Annotated in this window: 17 protein-coding genes and 1 tRNA gene; 10 read left to right on the top strand and 8 right to left on the bottom strand. The window is 61.9% G+C overall.

Annotated features, from left to right (window positions below):
- Positions 1–135 precede the first annotated feature (135 nt).
- From proB to rplU, 4 genes are all read right to left on the bottom strand, one after another.
- Positions 136–1,257, bottom strand: coding sequence for a glutamate 5-kinase (proB, locus tag BI364_RS16675; protein ID WP_070079695.1), 1,122 nt, complete (start codon positions 1,255–1,257; stop codon positions 136–138).
- Complete coding sequence (gene cgtA, locus BI364_RS16670) at positions 1,244–2,314, bottom strand: Obg family GTPase CgtA (RefSeq protein ID WP_070079694.1); 1,071 nt, start codon at positions 2,312–2,314, stop codon at positions 1,244–1,246. The genes proB and cgtA overlap by 14 nt, the downstream gene beginning before the upstream one ends.
- Before the next feature lie 107 nt (positions 2,315–2,421).
- The gene (rpmA, locus tag BI364_RS16665; RefSeq protein ID WP_070079693.1) at positions 2,422–2,679 is read right to left on the bottom strand and encodes a 50S ribosomal protein L27; all 258 of its coding nucleotides are present in this window, start codon (positions 2,677–2,679) and stop codon (positions 2,422–2,424) included.
- Between the two features lie 27 nt (positions 2,680–2,706).
- A complete protein-coding gene (gene rplU / locus BI364_RS16660; RefSeq protein ID WP_070079692.1) occupies positions 2,707–3,018 on the bottom strand; it encodes a 50S ribosomal protein L21 in 312 nt (103 codons plus the stop codon).
- Positions 3,019–3,209: 191 nt separating this feature from the next.
- On the opposite strand from rplU, the gene ispB reads away from it, so the two are divergent.
- Both ispB and BI364_RS16650 read left to right on the top strand, forming a co-directional pair.
- Entirely contained in the window at positions 3,210–4,178 is a 969-nt protein-coding gene (gene ispB, locus BI364_RS16655; protein WP_070079691.1) for an octaprenyl diphosphate synthase, read from the top strand.
- A gap of 19 nt (positions 4,179–4,197) precedes the next feature.
- Positions 4,198–4,274, top strand: a tRNA-Pro gene (locus tag BI364_RS16650).
- 77 nt (positions 4,275–4,351) lie between these two features.
- Here the strand turns inward: BI364_RS16650 and BI364_RS16645 are convergent.
- Entirely contained in the window at positions 4,352–7,528 is a 3,177-nt protein-coding gene (locus tag BI364_RS16645; protein ID WP_070079690.1) for an EAL domain-containing protein, read from the bottom strand.
- Between the two features lie 373 nt (positions 7,529–7,901).
- Between BI364_RS16645 and BI364_RS16640 the strand changes: the two genes are divergently transcribed.
- From BI364_RS16640 to BI364_RS16625, 4 genes are all read left to right on the top strand, one after another.
- Entirely contained in the window at positions 7,902–8,927 is a 1,026-nt protein-coding gene (locus BI364_RS16640) for an aldo/keto reductase (RefSeq protein WP_070079689.1), read from the top strand.
- A 279-nt stretch (positions 8,928–9,206) separates the two neighbouring features.
- Positions 9,207–9,848: a cytochrome b/b6 domain-containing protein gene (locus BI364_RS16635; RefSeq protein WP_070079688.1), complete on the top strand. Its 642-nt coding sequence runs from the start codon at positions 9,207–9,209 to the stop codon at positions 9,846–9,848.
- On the top strand, positions 9,845–10,372 hold the full coding sequence (locus BI364_RS16630) for a hypothetical protein (RefSeq protein WP_070079687.1): 528 nt from the start codon (positions 9,845–9,847) through the stop codon (positions 10,370–10,372). Before BI364_RS16635 ends, BI364_RS16630 begins: the two co-directional genes overlap by 4 nt.
- 61 nt (positions 10,373–10,433) lie before the next feature.
- Positions 10,434–10,820, top strand: a complete 387-nt coding sequence (locus BI364_RS16625) for a nucleotide pyrophosphohydrolase (RefSeq protein WP_070079686.1) — start codon at positions 10,434–10,436, stop codon at positions 10,818–10,820.
- A gap of 8 nt (positions 10,821–10,828) precedes the next feature.
- On the opposite strand, the gene BI364_RS16620 is transcribed toward BI364_RS16625, so the two are convergent.
- From BI364_RS16620 to BI364_RS16610, 3 genes are read right to left on the bottom strand one after another with little or no spacing between them, the layout of a single operon-like run.
- A complete protein-coding gene (locus tag BI364_RS16620) occupies positions 10,829–12,283 on the bottom strand; it encodes an L-lactate permease (protein WP_197495765.1) in 1,455 nt (484 codons plus the stop codon).
- A complete protein-coding gene (gene ilvE / locus BI364_RS16615; RefSeq protein ID WP_070079684.1) occupies positions 12,280–13,176 on the bottom strand; it encodes a branched-chain-amino-acid transaminase in 897 nt (298 codons plus the stop codon). Before ilvE ends, BI364_RS16620 begins: the two co-directional genes overlap by 4 nt.
- On the bottom strand, positions 13,169–13,966 hold the full coding sequence (locus BI364_RS16610; protein WP_070079683.1) for a PhzF family phenazine biosynthesis protein: 798 nt from the start codon (positions 13,964–13,966) through the stop codon (positions 13,169–13,171). The genes ilvE and BI364_RS16610 overlap by 8 nt, the downstream gene beginning before the upstream one ends.
- Positions 13,967–14,126: 160 nt before the next feature.
- On the opposite strand from BI364_RS16610, the gene BI364_RS16605 reads away from it, so the two are divergent.
- From BI364_RS16605 to BI364_RS16595, 4 genes are all read left to right on the top strand, one after another.
- Positions 14,127–15,563, top strand: a complete 1,437-nt coding sequence (locus BI364_RS16605; protein WP_233279543.1) for an aminotransferase-like domain-containing protein — start codon at positions 14,127–14,129, stop codon at positions 15,561–15,563.
- 97 nt (positions 15,564–15,660) lie between these two features.
- Positions 15,661–15,948: a YrhK family protein gene (locus tag BI364_RS16600; RefSeq protein WP_070079682.1), complete on the top strand. Its 288-nt coding sequence runs from the start codon at positions 15,661–15,663 to the stop codon at positions 15,946–15,948.
- Positions 15,949–16,232: 284 nt separating this feature from the next.
- The gene (locus tag BI364_RS18155; protein WP_156782819.1) at positions 16,233–16,637 is read left to right on the top strand and encodes a hypothetical protein; all 405 of its coding nucleotides are present in this window, start codon (positions 16,233–16,235) and stop codon (positions 16,635–16,637) included.
- A gap of 254 nt (positions 16,638–16,891) precedes the next feature.
- Positions 16,892–17,308 carry a hypothetical protein gene (locus tag BI364_RS16595; RefSeq protein WP_156782818.1) on the top strand — a complete coding sequence of 139 codons (417 nt, stop codon included), beginning with the start codon at positions 16,892–16,894 and terminating at the stop codon, positions 17,306–17,308.
- The last annotated feature ends 141 nt before the right edge of the window (positions 17,309–17,449 follow it).

Here is a 17,449-nt window from a genome sequence, read left to right as displayed (position 1 = left end):
GCGTCGCGCTCGGGCATGCCGCAACGAAGAGGCCTTGGCAGTTAGCGCTGCCAAGGCCTCTTCGCGTTTCCCACGAGCCGATGACGCGTGGGATGTTCTGATGACCCCGTGTTGTTGTGATCGTGCTTGTGGGATTTAGATCAACACCAGATTATCGCGGTGTATCAGCTCGGGCTCATCGACGTAACCCAGTGTCGGCTCAATGCTCTCGCTTGGCAGGCGCATGATGCGCCGCGTCTCCGCCGCGTCGTAATTGATCAGTCCGCGCGCGATTTCCTGGCCCTCGGTGTTCCTGACCGAGACCACTTCTCCACGCGCGAATTTCCCACGTACTTCGGTCACGCCCACCGGCAGCAGGCTGCGCCCTGCGGCGCACAGGGCATTTGCAGCGCCGACGTCGACCCAGACCTCACCGTGCAGTTTGAGCTGGCTTGCGATCCATTGCTTGCGGGCCGCGAGCGGCTCTTTGTCTGGACGCAGCAGCGTACCCAAGCGCTCGCCGGCTGCTAGTCGCAGTAATACGTCCGGCTCGCGTCCGGCACTGATGATGGTCGCGGCGCCCGAGCGCGCGGCGCGGCGCGCCGCAGAAACCTTAGTGGCCATGCCGCCGCGCCCCAGGCTGCCTACACCACTGGCGGCATAGCCCTGCAGGCACGGATCGCTAGCCTGGGCTTCGGCGATCAGAGTGGCATCTGCATGCTGGCGCGGGTCGCGGTCGAACAGGCCGCGTTGATCGGTGAGGATGACGAGTAGGTCGGCCTCCACCAGATTGGCGACCAGTGCGCCGAGGGTGTCGTTGTCGCCGAAGCGGATCTCGTCGGCCGCCACGGTATCGTTTTCGTTCACGATGGGGATGGCGCCGAGTGCCAGCAGCGCACGCAGGGTACTGCGGGCATTGAGATAGCGGCGGCGATCGACCAGGTCGTCGTGGGTGAGTAGTACCTGTGCGGCGAGCAGTCCCTGGCGTGAGAACTGGTCCTGATAGGCCTGTATCAGCCCCATTTGACCGACTGCGGCAGCAGCCTGTAGCTGGTGCAGGGCGCTTGGTCTGGATTTCCAGCCAAGTCGATTCATGCCTTCGGCAACTGCCCCTGACGATACCAGTACGATTTGCTTGCCGTCGTTACGCAGCTGCGCGATTTGATCGGCCCAGTCGGCCAGTGCCGCATGATCGAGGCCACGCCCGTCCGCGGTCAGTAGCGAGCTGCCGATTTTGACAACCCAGCGGTAGCCGCGCGTCGGCTCAGGCGTCTTCATCGTCCTCTTCGTCCACTTCTTCTAGGGGCGTGTCGCCCATCTGCGCGCGGGTTTGCTTAAGGTGCGCCATGATCGCATGGGTCAGTTCAGCGGTGCCGGCGCCGGTCGCAGCGGAAATGCAGTAACGCGGAGCCTGCCAGTCTATCGCCTCCGCCAATGCGGCGCAGCGAGCTTCTGCTTCGTCAGGAGGGAGGGCATCTGATTTATTGCAGACGAGCCAGCGCGGTCGACAGGCCAGGTCGGGACTGAATTTCTCCAGCTCGGCCACAACAGTGCGTACGTCGTCCAGAGGTGCGTGGTCGGGATCGACCGGTGCGATGTCGACCAGATGCAGCAGCAGGCGTGTGCGTTGTAGATGTTTGAGAAAACGATGCCCCAGCCCGGCGCCTTCGGCGGCACCCTCGATCAAGCCGGGGATGTCGGCCATCACGAAGCTTTCCAGCGGCCCGACGTCGACCACGCCCAGATTGGGGTGCAGCGTAGTGAAGGGGTAGTTGGCGATTTTCGGGCGGGCGTGTGAAATCTGGCTGATCAGAGTCGATTTGCCCGCGTTGGGCAGGCCGAGAAGGCCTACATCGGCGAGCACCTTGAGCTCCAGTTCGAGCATGCGCAGGTCGCCGGGGCTGCCCGGGGTTGATTGGCGCGGCGTGCGGTTGGTCGAGCTCTTGAAGTGACTATTGCCGAGACCGCGGAAGCCACCCTGGGCGACCTTGAGGCGCTGCTTGTCGCGGACGAGATCCCCGATCAATTCTCCGGTGTCCGCGTCGCGCACCACGGTGCCGACGGGTACCGGGATTTCGAGATCGCTGCCCATGCGCCCCGTCTTGTCACGCCCCATGCCGTTATGGCCGCGCTCAGCTTGGAAGAAGCGCCGGTGGCGGAAGTCGCTCAGCGTATTGAGGGCGCTGTCGGCAACCAGATAGATTGTACCGCCGTCGCCACCGTCGCCGCCGTTGGGGCCGCCGAAGGGAATGTACTTCTCGCGCCGGAACGAGACGCAGCCGTTTCCGCCGTCGCCGGCTTGTACCTTGATACGGGCTTCGTCTACGAACTTCATGTCGTTAGCATCTGTCGGTGCGGGTAATCATGCAAGTGTTTGAGCACCACGCATACGCGAAAGCCCCGCCGGAGCGGGGCTTTCCGAGAACCAGCCCGCGGGTGGGCTCAGGCAGGTAGTACGTTGACGTACCTGCGATTCTTGGGGCCCTTGATAACGAATTTGACCTCGCCATCAATTTTGGAAAACAGGGTGTGGTCGCGCCCCAGGCCGACGTTCAGGCCGGGATGGAACTGCGTGCCGCGCTGGCGCACGATAATGTTGCCGGCGGAGACAATCTGGCCACCGAAGCGCTTCACGCCCAGTCGCTTGGATTCTGAATCGCGGCCGTTACGCGTGCTGCCGCCTGCTTTTTTATGTGCCATTTCTCGTTACCTCTGGTGTGTCGCCGTTCAGCCCTTGATGGCGCCGATCTGGACTTCGGTATAGTCCTGGCGGTGCCCCATCTGCTTGCGATGATGCTTGCGTCGACGCATCTTGATGATCACGATCTTCTCGCCGCGGCCATGATTGCGCACCGTTGCAGAAACCTTGCCGCCATCAATGTAGGGCGCGCCCACGGTGACGTCCTCGCCGGCGCCGACCATCAGCACCTTGTCGAATTCGATCTCGTTGCCAACGTCCACGGCCAGGCGTTCGACCTGGATGACGTCGCCTTCCGCGACCCGGTATTGCTTGCCGCCCGTAGCGATCACCGCGTACATGTTTGTTTCTCCGCAACTGCTGTCAAAAAAGAGGCGGAATTCTAGCCCGCGCCATGATCAGGGTCAATGCCCACGTCTGTTTGGGGTGGGAGTATACGCTTGACACCCCGTCGCCCCCTCCCTAGCATGCGCGGACCGCGCCAATACTAACTTCCACTTATTCCCATTACCCTGGCTAGGCCGAATCCGTCATGGAGCTGAGCGCTATACGTCTGTTGGTTGAAGCCGAGATGCAGTCTGTCGATGCGCACATCATCCGACATTTGCGTTCCGACGTGGCCCTCATCAACCAGCTCGGCGGCTATATCGTGAACAGCGGCGGCAAGCGGTTGCGGCCTCTGTTAGCGCTGCTAAGCGCCAAGGCTTGCGATTATCAGGGCGACGGTCACATCGGGCTGGCCGCAATTGTCGAGCTGATTCATACCGCGACCCTACTGCATGACGACGTGGTCGACGACTCCAAACTGCGGCGCAACCGCGAGACCGCCAATGCGATCTGGGGCAATGAAGCGGCGGTGCTGGTGGGGGATTTTCTGTATACCCGCGCCTTCCAGATGATGGTCGATCTGGGCAGTATGCGCATTATGGACATTCTTGCTCAGGCAACCAACACCATCGCCGAGGGCGAGGTGCTGCAGTTGCTCAACTGTAACGATCCCGACACGACCGAGGCGAGTTACATGGAGGTTATCCACTCCAAGACCGCCAAACTCTTCGAGGCGGCCACGCAGATCGGTGCGGTACTGGCGGGGCGTACGGAGCAGGAAGAGTGTGCGCTGGCGGCATACGGCAAGCATGCGGGCACCGCCTTTCAGCTGGTCGACGATGTACTCGACTATCGCGCCTCCGCCGAGCAGATGGGTAAGAATGTGGGTGACGACTTGGCCGAGGGCAAGCCGACGTTGCCGCTGATTCATGCGATGCGGGCCGGCGATGCGGAGCAGCGCAGGGTGATCCGCGAGGCCATTGAGCAGGGTGGCCTTGATCACCTTGACGAAGTGCTCGTGGCCATTGAATCGACGGGCGCCATTGCGTACACTGAGTCGATTGCGCGCCGCGAGGCGCGGCTAGCCGTATCACAGCTCGATGTCCTGCAGGATTCCCCTTATAAGGAGGCGCTGATTGCGCTGACGCGCGTTGCCGTCGAGCGGGACTCTTGAGGTCGATCAAAAAACAGTTCGGAGTGTAGCTCAGCTTGGTAGAGCACTGCCTTCGGGAGGCAGGGGTCGAAGGTTCGAATCCTTTCACTCCGACCAATTCGGTCACGACGACAAGGCCCTGGCGGAAACGCCGGGGCCTTGTCGTTTTCGTGCATTGCAAGATGTGCGGAGGCTCAATCGTTGCCCGACGATGGCGATCCGTTACACGTGAGCAGGAAGCAGCAGGCGTATTCGCGCAGCTCAGCGAGCAATGTCTGTAGCGTGTCGATGTGCGCGGGGCTCAGCGCAGTAGGATCGTGACGCCAGACCTGCAGCGTTTGCAGCGCGTGTTCGTGGAGTCGTTCGAACGCGGTCTGGATGCGTGTAAAGCCGATCTGATGACCGCAGCTCGAGGCATGGCGCTCCAGCCAGCGATACAAGGGTAGCTTTGCGGGTTTGAGCAGGTATTCGAGCACGGGCGGAGGGCGTCTTGGCTCCAGGGCGAGCTCGAAGAGGTGGACGGCCGCAGCAATCTGCGAGAGCAGCACTTGTAGCCCGAGATAATCCTGAAAGGGTGCCCGCCTGGGGTCCAGGGCTTCGTGTTCGGATGAGTACGCGCGCGCCCAGTCCGTGAAATCGCCGGCGGGCAGCGCCGGGCTGAAAAAATAGCCCTGCCCCAGGGTAATTCCCAAATCCAGCAGGATGTCGCGTTCGGCGCGATTCTCGATGCCTTCGGCGACCAGCTGCAGGCCTTCGAGCGAGGCGAGCACGCTCATCGAGGTGGCGATAGCGAGGTTGTGGCTATCCTGCAGGATGCCACGCACGAACTTGACATCGAGCTTGATGCCGGCGATTGGCAAGGTCTGTAACCATTCGAGCGAAGCGTAAGCGGTACCGAAATCATCCAGATGGGCCGCGATGCCGCGTGACGCGGCCCACTCGAGGTGCTGTCGGGCACGTTCCGGGCTATGCAGGGCGGCGCGCTCCGTGATCTCGATGTTCAGTCGGCCGATGGCTTGGGGATGCCGCGTGATCACACGCTCGATATCGTCCGGGAAGCGGCTGCTGGAGAGATGTTTGAGGCCGATGTTGACGCTCAGGCGGTAGTCCTCGCCGGCGGCTAGCCAGTCGTCGATCTGCGTGGCCGCGCGCTCAAGCACATTGTGGCCGAGTTCACAGGCAAGCCCGGTGTCGGATTCGACCTCATCGATGAAGCTGGCGGGGTGAAGAAGCTCGTCGCCATCCTGCCAGCGCACTAGCACCTCGGCGCCATGAATGCAGTTGCGTTCGAGGTCCATCTGCGGCTGGTAGTGCAGAATTACGGCGTGCTCATCCAGCGCGCGGACGAAGTCGCGGCGAACGCGATTGCGTGAGTTTACCTCGGCCTCTAGCGTCTGATCGAAGAAGGCATAGCCCTGTCCGCCCCGGTTTTTCACCCGGTACAGGGCGTAGTCGGCGCGTTTGAGCAGATCTTCGAGTGACATACCGTGGTTTGCGATGACGACGCCGATGCTAACGCCGATGGTATGCCGGCTGCCGTCGGGCAGGACAATTGGGCGGGCGACCTCGGTAAGAATGCGTTCGAGTACGGTGCGCAGGGTATCGGCATCCTGCACATGTGGGAGCAGCACGCCGAATTCGTCTCCACCCAGGCGAGCGACGGTGTCGCCCGCGCGCACGGCGGGTTTGAGGCGTTGCGCAATTTCGATCAGGAGATGGTCGCCGGCGTTGTGGCCGTGCTGGTCGTTGACCTCCTTGAAGGTGTCGAGATCAAGCAGCGCCACGGCGCTAGGATTCGGTTGGCGACCGGATTCGTCCAGAGCGAGGCGCAGACGATCCTGGAAGGCGGATCGATTATGCAGGCCGGTCAGGGGGTCGTGCAGCGCGAGATATTCGAGATCGCGGTCGCGATCATAGTCGTCCAGCCCGAAACTGATGTTGTGCGACAAGCGTTGCAGGAGATCGACCAGTGGCGCGCTGAACAAGCCTGGCCGGCGTGAGCTGACGCTGACCACACCGATGGTCGCGCCGCGGCGCGTGAACGGAAAGGCGGCGACTGCGCGCAGGTTGCTGCGCCGATGTACATCGTGCCAGTGTTTGAATCCTACGGCCTGCACCAGATCCTCGACGACCTGCATGTGCCCGGTACGAATGGCGCAACCGGCGGAACCCTGTCCATTGGGGCGATCCGTATCTGCGGAAAGATCGAGTGCGTAGGGATCGAAATCGATGTCGGGCGCGATAGCGCTGGCGACAACGCGGATACGTTGATCAGGCTCGAGCAAGCCGATCCAGATCGCGTCCATGCTGGCATGGGCGAAAATCAGGTTGCAGATGCCCTTGAACAGGGCTTCGGGTTCGGGGTGGCGAGTGATGAGCTGATTGATTTCCGACAGGGCCGCGTAGAAGTCGCGGGTCAGACGCAGCTCGCGGTCGCGTTCAAGTGCTTGCAGACCGAGTTCGAGTGCCTCGCCGATCCCCTCGCAACAGCGGATCAGTTCGTCGTTGAAGTAGCCAGGTTCTTGTGCGAAGAGTGAGAGTACGCCACCGCCATGGTTCGCGTGTCTGATGGGTAATGCGAGCATCGCGCGCATGTCGGCGCGTTGTGCCCAGTCGCGACAGCCGTCCATCGCGGGATGATTCATGAGATCGTGTACTTGATGTGCGTGCCCACTGGTGAAGCAGTCGCCGACCGGGTGTCCGCTCTGCGCCGTGCCAAAAGGCACGCCGTCGACTGCGACGGGTGCCGGAGGGTGCTCTGGACCTGCGGTGGCGAGCAGTCGTGTACGCTCGGAATCCGGTGTGCTGATCCAGGCCAATAGCTCCGGCATCCGACGCATCAATGTTTCGCAGGTGGCCTGAAACAGGTGTTCGGGCGACGGGCGGCGAGCGATCAGATGCTGGATTGCGGAGCGAGTGGTCAATAGTCGCCGCTGATCGTCTACGATTCGATGGGCTCGATACAATGCGGTCACATCGGTTTCGATGCCGCCCATGTAACGGCTTCCGCCCGCCTCGTCAGGATAATCGAGCTTAATCAATCGCAGATGCGCGCGCAGCGTTTGTCCATCGTGCCGGTAGCCGGTGAGCGTCAGTACGCAAGGCGAGCGGTCCGTTACGGCCGCGCGGCCTTGATCCACAAGCCGATGCTGCGCCTCCCCATCGGTCGGGCCCAGATGCAGGGCCAGCCAGCTGTTGCCGCAAAGCGTATCGCGTGTGTATCCATACAATCGGCATAACGCGGCATTGCAGTCGACGATGGGCTGTCTGGGGTCGTCGGTATCCACCACGAAGGCCGCTTCGCCGCCATATGCATCGAGGAGATCGCGCGCATTGATGGTCGCGCGCGCGGAATCGTGTGCATCATCCATGGGTGCTGCGACGGAGATCGCGAACGGGAGGGCCGACAGCTAGGGTCGCTGCCGCGGAGTGTGGGGCTGTACACGAGTTCAAAGCCGTTTGCCTAGTTTTTTTGATAAGTTTCGCCTATTGATTTTTGTTGTCGCGCGGTGCGCGATAAGCTTTTTTATAGCACACGATTTGTTCGTGGCTGTGCGTAACGCGCACAAATAGATGACGTGTACGTGACCGTACTTGCACGGGCGGCATTAACGATATAGCTTGAGCGAAGTCGATAGCGATATCCGACATTTTTTTCGGTTTTTTCCCACAGATTGAATCCCAATCCGAGCGTACCGCTGGTCGGTACGCCGCCATCCGTATTTCCGCCTTTCTGGAGGTGTCATGCTATACCGTCAACTAGGACGTACGGGACTCAAGGTTTCCGAATTGTGCCTGGGTACCATGACCTTCGGGTCCAATTTTCTGTCGATCGCTGTGGTCGGCCAAACAGATGCGAATGCACTGATATCGAAGGCAGTCGATGCTGGCATCAATTTTTTCGATACGGCAGATGTTTATTCCTATGGTGAATCCGAAGAGATTCTGGGTAAGGCGCTCCAGCAGTCGACGCTGACGCGCGACGAAGCAGTCATCGCCACCAAGGTGCGCAGCCCGATGAGTCAGGCCGCCGGGGAAGGTAGCGGCGATCCCAATAACGTCGGTTTGTCGCGCAAGCACATCATGGCTGCATGCGAGGCGAGCCTGAAGCGCTTGGGGACCGACTATATCGATCTGTATCAGGTCCACGGCTGGGACATTCGCACCCCGTTGGAGGAAACGCTGCGCGCGTTGGATGATCTCGTGCGTCAGGGCAAGGTACGCTACATCGGCGCCTCCAACTGGTCCGTGCGCCATCTGGCCCAAGCGGTCACGCTGGCGGATGCCAAGGGCTGGGAGCGCTTCGCCTCGCTGCAGGCCTATTACGCACTGGCTGGACGTGATCTCGAGCACGAGCTGCAACCCTACTGTGCCGAGGCCGGATTGGGCATTCTGCCGTGGTCGCCACTCTCTGGCGGGTATCTGACGGGTAAATTCAGGCGCGACAAGCATGCGCCCGACAATACCCGCCGTAGTGGTTTCGACTTCCCACCAGTCGATGCGCGTGTATTCGATGCCATCGATGCGCTGGAGGCGGTGGCTAACGAGGTGGATGCGAGTATTCCTCAAGTGGCGCTGGCCTGGCTGCTGGCGCGTCCGGCGGTCAGCTCGGTGATCATCGGCGCGAAAAATATGACGCAGTTGGAGGACAATCTCGGCGCTACGGCGGTGAAGTTGACGCCGGAGCAGATCGAACGCCTGTCGGCGACCACGATCCCGGCCGCGCAATATCCGGGCTGGATGATCGAGCGGCAAAATAGCGGTCGATGAAAACCAAATCCCATGTTTCGTAAATTCTCCGCGTAACAAGTATTTTTAATAAGTAAAATAAATAATTGATTTTAGTTATTGGCGAACCGGAGAGTAATAACCGCCCGGAATATCCGGGCGGTTGCCGCGATTTGCATCATGTCTGCTTCGATCTGCGGCAGAAAATCACCCGCTGTTTCGAAAAACCCTCGAATATTTATGGCTGATTGATATGGCGCGGTAATTGCTCGCCATATCAGTGGTGGTGTTGGGTCGTCGAACGAAACGGAGGGTGTAAATATGGCTCGGTGGGATGGTCCATCCAAAATTTATCACTGGCTGCTTTCGTTCGCCATCAGCTTCGAGCTGTTCAGCAGCACGTTGATGTCGGATGTGTCGACGAATTCCGCTTTTCCCGCACCTTCTTCGGTAGGCGTGTTCGACGCCCATCAGATCGGCGGTATTACTTGCGCACTCATACTGGCTGCCTATATACGCCGGGCGTGGCGGGATCCGCAGGTGCGCGACCGGCTTTTCCCCTGGCTGCGTCCAGGCGCCATGCGGCCAGTGCTGCGGGAGGCCCGCGCGTTGCTGCGTGGACATTTGCCACCGGCCGGTGCGGCGGTCGGCCTACCGGGATTCATCCACGGGCTTGGGCTTTTGGTCATGCTGGGCATGGCGGTGACCGGTGTCCTGAATATCCTGCTTCGCCCTGGCGTCACCATTCCTTTCAGCCTAGGTTTTGCGCCGAGCTTCTTCATTTATTCGGTAGAGTCGGTAGTGCACAACGCAATCTCGGTGATGGCCTGGGTCTACTGGATCGGACATGTCGCCTTCGCGATCATTCACGAGGCGGCTGGGCAGGGCGTATTGCGCGCCATGTTTGCACCGTCGCCACCGACCGTGCCAGACAACGCCGTGCAAGTGCGGGATCGAGCATGACGACGCTACGCGTCAGCGCTTGCGTGTCGCGCCTGCGTCCTCTATTGCGTCTGTGCGCTGCGATGTTGTTCGGGGCGCTGATGGTCGATGTGCTGGCGACACTGTCCCTGCACTTGATGTTGCGCTGGCCAGTGACCGCGCCTGCGGCCTGGCCGCAGGCACTGGCCGGCGTGTACGTGGCGGCGGAATTTCCCTGGTACGTGATTCAGCACGGGATGACCTCTGCCTTCGGTCTGACCGCATTCGAGGATCGCTTGCTTGAGCCCTATCAGGGTGCGATGCCCATCGAACTGCTCGCCATCGGCTTGCCGGTGTTGTGGGTGTTGCTGAGCTATCTGGGCCTGCGCTGGTTCGACTCGCAGGATATTCGACGTGTTGCGGGCAAGTCGTCGCCGCCGTACAACGCGCGCGGGTTGATTGCCGGAATGGGCTTTGTGTTGCTCTATGTGGCCGGCGTGCTGTTGATCGTACATGCGGCGGTGGACGGATTTGCGGTCATCGACTTCAAATTGCTCGCACGCTGAGCCTGCCGCCGAAGGTGGGGCGTAGAATACCTCGCAGTGTTCCGATATCTACGAGGTTGGCATGCCCGATACCGATGCCCTGGAAACGCTGCGCGCCGCGCTGGAGGTTTTCGCCCGCGAACGCGACTGGGAAACTTTCCACACGCCCAAGAATCTGGCCATGGCGCTGTCGGTCGAGGCCGCCGAACTGCTCGAATGCTTCCAGTGGCTGACACCGGAGGAGAGCGCCGCGCCGGATGCCAAGCGCCGTCAGGACATCGAGCATGAGATGGCCGATGTCCTGCTATATCTGATTCGCCTCGCCGACCGGCTGGGTGTCGATCTATATGCCGCGGCGCGAAGCAAGATCGAGATCAACCGCGTCAAATACCCGGTCGAGCGGGTGCGTGGTCAGGCGCGCAAGTACAACGAATACGAAGATTACGCTCAGCCCGACGACGCAGGCTGAGCGGCGCGCTAGCCCAGCACGAGCACGGCAAGCATTGCGGTGAGCAGTAGCAATGCCAGTGCGCCGAGCGGCCAGGCGCGGGAATAGACGTGCGCCGTGCCACCGGCCAAACCCGCCAGCGCAACGGCCATCTCGATGCGGATCGGAGAAAGCGCGGTGAGGTTGCTGCCGGCGAGATTCTGCACGGCGGCCAGCCAGGTCAGCAGGCGCGGGTCGCCGCCGGCCAGTGCCGTCTGCAGGGGCATCAGCAAGGCATTGGCGGCGGTATTGCTGGCCGTCAACAGCCCCGCCAGACCGCCCAACAGCGGGGCGGCATACAGCGCAGCGTTGCCTGCCGCGGCATGCCAGCCGGCTGCCAGACGCCCGGCAATGCCGCCGTCGCTCATCAGCTGAGCCATGACCACGAAGAGTACGGTCGTACGTGCCGGAGGCCAGGCCATGCGTCCGGCGTCCGCAACGAGCGCCCGCCAGTGTACGGCGTCCAGGCGGGTGGCGAGGCCGTAGCCGAGCGCGGTGACGGCTAGCCAGAACGAGACCTCGTAGAACGGCGGGAACGCGGGCCAGCCAGGCGCCGGCTGCCAGACCCACAGATGTTTAAGTGTGTGTCGTAGCGGTGGCAGGGTATGGGTGACGAGCAGTAGGCCCGTCACGAGCAGATAAGGACGGGCGGAATGCGCGGCGGCACGCCATTGCGTCAGATTCGGCCGCTGGTCGCGCCAGTGCCGCGGTACCAGCAGCAGGCCGGTCGCCAGCAGGCCGGCGATGGGCACCGCGACGGCATCGTTGCACAGCACCAGCAGCCCGCCCAGCGCAGCAATCCACAACAAATCGTCCAGGCGCTGATTGGCATTGGGATGCAGCCCCTCGGCGGCCGCGAGGCGCCAGAACAGCCACAGATAGCCGCCGAGCAGCGGGACCGTCAGCAGGGCGCTGGCGAGGCCTAGCGTATGCAGCGGCAATTCGGCCAGCGCGGCACCCACGGTGGTGCCGACGGCCATGCCGCCCCAGGGCACCAGCATTTGGCTGTACAGCCCGAGAACAATGGCACCGACGGGCGTGATGCCCAGGCGCAGCAATAGCGGCAGCGTCACCACCAGCCCCACGCCGAAGCCGGTGACCGACTCGAAGAAGGGGCCGACCAGGAAGCACAGGGCGAACAATACGCGGTAACGTCGCTCGGGGGAGGCGGCCTCGGGCGTCGGTGCAGGCCCTGCGCGCGCGCGGCTGACTACCTGGTGGAACAGCAGGCCGGAGAGGATCACCGACAGGGCCAGCCAGCTTAGCCAGAGGCCATGCATTGCGGCACCGGCCATACGCGCCATCGCCGTCTGCGCGTCCGGTGCGGCGAACCAGAAGGCGGGCAGACTGAGGATCAGCCCGGCGAGGGCGGCCTGCCATACGCTGACGCGACGGCTGGCGAGCGCCGCCAGAATGCCGGCGAAGGGCAGCAGGTCCAGCGTCACGCTGCAGTTTCCGCCGGCTCGCCACATTCACGCGCGATAAGGGCGCTGAAGGCCGATTCGATGGCTTGCGTCACGGGGCCCGGACAGATATCCAGCGCGCGCCCGTCGATCTCGCGCACCGGCAACAGCTCGGCGGCCGTGCCGGTGAGGAAGCACTCGTCGGCGGTGTAAAGCTCGTAGGGCGCGAGCGAGGCTTCGCGCGCCGGCAGGCCGAGCGATGCAGCCAGTTCGAGTACGACCCCTCGGGTGATGCCCTCCAGTGCGCCGTCGATGCCGGGTGGGGTGAGCAGCTCGCCACGGCGAACCACGAAGACGTTGTCGCCGCTGCCTTCGGTGATGCGGCCCTGGGCGTTGAGCAGCAGCGCTTCGTCGGCACCGGCGCGAGTGGCCTCCATGCGCGCGAGCACATGATTGAGGTAGTTCAGGCTCTTGACGCGGGGGTCCAGCCCGTCGGTGGGTAAGCGGCGGATAGCGGCCACGATCACGCTCAAACCTGCCTGCCGCTGTGCCGCAGAGGTGAAGCCGATGCGGTCGGCGACGATGAAGGCGTTGCCTTGGGCACAGCTGCGCGGGTCGATGCCGAGGGAGCCCGCGCCGCGCGTGACCACCAGCCGCAGATAGCCGTCGTCCAGCGGGCTGGCCGCGATCACCTCGTCGACCGCCGCCGCGAGTGCATCGGTCGCATAGGGCATCGCAAGGGCGATGGCGCGCGCCGAGTGCTGCAGGCGTTCGAGGTGCGCTTGCAGGCGAAAGGCCCGGCGATGGTAGAAGCGGATACCCTCGAATACGCCGTCGCCATAGAGCAGACCATGATCGTAGACCGAGATCTGCGGCTCAGCGGGATTGACCAGGCGGCCGTTGAACCAGCAGCGTGCGATGTTTTGCTCAGGCATGTAACACCCCCGAGAACACGGTCACCGCCTGTCCGCCGATCTGCACGCGCGCGCCGGTCACTGTAAGCGAGAGCCACCCTCCGCGCGCCGAAGCTTGATAGGCGCGAAGCCGGTCGCGGTCGAGTTCGGCGGCCCAGTAGGGGGCGAGCGTGCAGTGCGCCGAGCCGGTGACCGGGTCTTCGTCGATGCCGACCTGTGGGCCGAAGAAGCGCGAAATGAAGTCGCAGCCGGCTTCGTCGGCTGCGGCGGTGACGATGACCCCGCGTGCATCAAGCCGTCCTAGCGCGGCCATGTCCGGGGTCAGGCCGCGCACGGTTGCGGCGTCGGCGAGACGGATCACGAGATCCTCGCGTCCGCGCAAGACGGAGACGGGTTCCGCGCCCAGCACCCGCGCCAGGCCGTCCGGCGCAGCGCAGGGCGCGGGCGGATCGGCGGGGAAATCCATCTCGTAGCCGTCGCCGCTGCGGGCCACGGTCAGCAGACCGCTGCGGGTATGGAAGCGCACGCTTGCGTCCGCGGTCACCGTGCCCGTTTCAAACAGGACATGCGCGCTCGCCAGGGTGGCGTGGCCGCACAGGTCGACTTCCACCGTGGGCGTGAACCAGCGCAGCTCGAAGCCGTCGGCCGCGGGGCTGACGAAGGCGGTTTCCGAGAGGTTCATCTCGGCGGCAACCTGCTGCATCCAAGCCGCATCGGCAGACCCGTCGAGCAGGCACACGGCGGCGGGATTGCCCTCGAAGGGCCTGGCTGCAAAGGAATCGATCTGGAACAGGCGGATTTCGCGGTACATGTCGGCGGTGTCCTGGCGCGTGGTTTGTGTCGTACAACTGTAGCGGCCATACTGAGGCTGGTACAGATGCAGAGATTACGATTATGAGCCAGTACAGTTATAGCGCTGATAGCGCTGTGTTGGTCCTGCCACGGGGCATCTGTACCACAGGCAAATACGCGTGAGTGCCGTCGGCGACACGCTACTCTATCGGCAGATTGCCGCGCGCATCACCGAGCGCATCGAGCAGATGCAATATGTGCCGGGCGAGCGGCTGCCCGGCGTGCGCAAGCTGAGCCGGCAATTCGGTGTGAGCGTGGGCACCGTGATCCAGGCGCAGCACTTGCTGGAGGATCAGGGTCGCATCGAGGCGCGTCCGCGTGCGGGTTACTTCGTGCGCGCCCGCGCGCCGTTGCCGGCGGCACCCGAACCCTCGCGCCCGAGTACGCGTCCAACCCTGGTGAGCGGGCAGGCGATGGCGTTGCGTCTGGTGCAAGCCACGCACCAGCCAGGGGTCGTGTCCTTCGGTGCCGCAGTGCCCGCCGAGGGCTTCCTGCCGGTGCAGGCCGAACGCGCCGCCCTGCGCCGCGTCGTCTCGCGCTACGCCGAGCGCGCCACGGCCTATGCATTTCCGCCCGGTGTCATGGAGCTGCGCGTGCAGATTGCACGGCGTATGGCCGATGCCGGCTGCACGGTCGACCCCGACGAGGTGATCATCACCAGCGGCTGTCAGGAGGCCTTGACCCTGGCGCTGCGCGCCGTGGCCGTGCCGGGCGACGTGATTGCCATCGAATCGCCGACCTTCTACGGCTTGTTGCAGGTGATCGAGTCGCTCGGACTCAAGGCGCTGGAGATCCCGACGCACCCGGATCACGGCATCTCACTGGAGGCGCTGCAAGTGGTGCTGGAACGCTGGCCGGTGAAGGCCTGCGTGCTGGTGCCCAACTACAGCAATCCGCTCGGCTACTGCATGCCGCTGGCGCGTAAGCACGCCCTGCTCGCACTGCTGGCGGGGCACGACGTGCCGCTGATCGAAGACGACATCTGGGGCGATCTGGGTTTCGGTCACGAACGCCCGCCCGCCGTGCTTGCGGGTGATCGCGACGGCCGCGTGCTGTACTGCTCGTCGTTTTCCAAGACCCTGTCGCCAGGGCTGCGCGTGGGCTGGATCGTGCCCGGCCGCTACCGCGAGCCGGTGAGCTATTACAAATACGTCAGCAACCTCGCGACCGCCACATTGCCCCAGTGGGTCGTCGCCGAACTGCTCGCCCAAGGGGGCTACGACCGCCACCTGCGGCGCGTGCGAGGGGAATATGCCGCGCATGTCGCACGCCTGAGCGACGCGGTGGCCGAATCCTTTCCACCCGGTACGCGGTTGACGCGTCCGCAGGGCGGTTGCGTCCTCTGGGTCGAGTTGCCGCAGGCTGTCGACAGCCTCGTGCTTTATGAACGTGCCCAAGCGCGTCAGATCAGTATCGCGCCCGGCCCGATGTTCTCGGCCACCGGCAAATACCGCCCATTCATCCGCCTCAACGCCGCACTGCCCTGGGGGCGGCCCGTCGAGCAAGCCGTAGTCGTGCTCGGCGACCTCGCGCACCAGCTGGCCGAGGGCGACTAAGGGAACCCCTGCGCCGCAATGGAGCCCAAGGGTAGTCAAACGTCATATCAACACCCGCTGCGGACCGCGCCCGGTTCGCACAAACATCGGAGAGTTCATGAAGGCATCGACCCAAGATATCAACTCCAGCCGCGACGTGACCTTGACGCTGGGCCGCGAACAGCTCGTCATCCACCGCCGCTACGAAACCGCCAGTATCTTCAACGACTTCCTGATCGCAATCTGGTTTCTGCTCGGCAGCGTGTTCTTCCTCTATCCCTCGCTGACACACATCGGCACTTGGTTGTTCATCCTCGGTAGTGCGCAATTCCTCACGCGGCCGATGATTCGTCTGGCGCACCACATACACCTGCAACGTATGCCGCACGGTGGCTGGGAAATGTAATGCCGATCCAGCCCATGAGATGATGTGTGCAGCAGTATGGTGGGTTTGAATGTCTGGTTTATAATGCTGGGGTTTTATGCTGCTTTCGGCCAACTGCGGCCGGTCACCGCCGTCCTGGGTCGTTGTTTGAACGGCCGGTTCCAGCAGGAAAGTGGGGAATTGTCCTGGCCGCCTGTCGAGTATCCTGACTGGAGCAAAAGGCAAGTCTAGACCCCGAGATTCATTCTCTCTCGTTTTGGTTTATTTATTATGGGGTCTCAAATTCAATGATCAGAGCAAGCACAATGTCATTATTGAAGAAAATCATTATCTTTGTCCTTGGTGCAGTCATAATTTTCGTTCTCGCAGATATGGCAAACATAGTACCGACAACTGCAAAAACATTGGGTTACTGCGAATTTGAAGCAGACAAGGCAATGGCCTCTCGGCGTCCTTACAATGACAAGCCTATAACTGATAATGCTGTTAGTGAATGGCACAGTCAGCATAGAGATATGGTTGTGTCATGCATGTCATCCTTCGGCTATGAATATGACGAACCAGGGGAAGCTAAATTCACTCTCAAAAACCAAAAGATATTGACTAATGCATACCCAGATTTAAATCGCAATGTGATCCCGAGTGGTTATTTTAGAGACGAATTTTCTGGATTTGTTAAGTCATATCGGCATCGATGGCCGTGGGAATAAAAGAGGCTAAAGTCCAGAGAAAGTATTGGGAATGCGTGCGCATCGTTTAGGGGGGGCTTGCGATCTCCTAAACGCTTACATGTCAGTTTATTGAAAGTGATTACTGTGCATGTTGCTCTCTTGACCTAAAAACGGACGCATTTTTCGTTCGCTGAGCTCACTACAAATCCGCCGGTTACGGCAGGCGTTTGGCTGCTTAGGAGGCTGCAGCTTGGAAACATTGCTTCTGCAATTTTGGCATCAAGGAGGTGAACGTGGCACACCGGCAGCTTAAGGCCATCCATTGCACTGTATGGAAGGATCGGCGCATCGTGTTCCGGTACAAGGATGGGCGTTGGGATATCTTCGAGTCCATCCGGCCTTGGGATATTCGTGATGCTCTAAAAACGAGCCTCGAGAGAATTGAGGAGGCGGTGCCCGGCTCAATGGAAAAGGCTTCGAGTCTTGATGATAAGAACTGGCAGTCCAACAAACGTCGCACCCGACGATACATCGCCGAGACACCAGATCTCCTATATATTGAAAGTCCTCATCTACAGGCACAGTCCGAGGCGGTAGCAGGCTACCACGTCTTAACCAACATTCCGTGGAGAGACGTGCCGCACATCCTGCGGCTGGCATGTCAGGCGGCGGAGATTGATTATGGTACGCTCAGCAATATTTCATTTTGAGCGAAAGTCGCCCAACAAGGCGCCCCAACAGACGCGCTTCGCGCGCGGCTGAGCTTAAAAGTTGGGCGGCAAGTTGACACAGTGAGGCTCCCATGCGCATTGATCCATGTATTCGCAGTGCATAGGGTGTTTTACGGTCAT

It is taken from the genome of Acidihalobacter yilgarnensis (assembly GCF_001753245.1).
In the GTDB taxonomy this organism is placed as follows: domain Bacteria; phylum Pseudomonadota; class Gammaproteobacteria; order DSM-5130; family Acidihalobacteraceae; genus Acidihalobacter; species Acidihalobacter yilgarnensis.
This window is presented reverse-complemented; position numbering and strand designations above follow the sequence as displayed.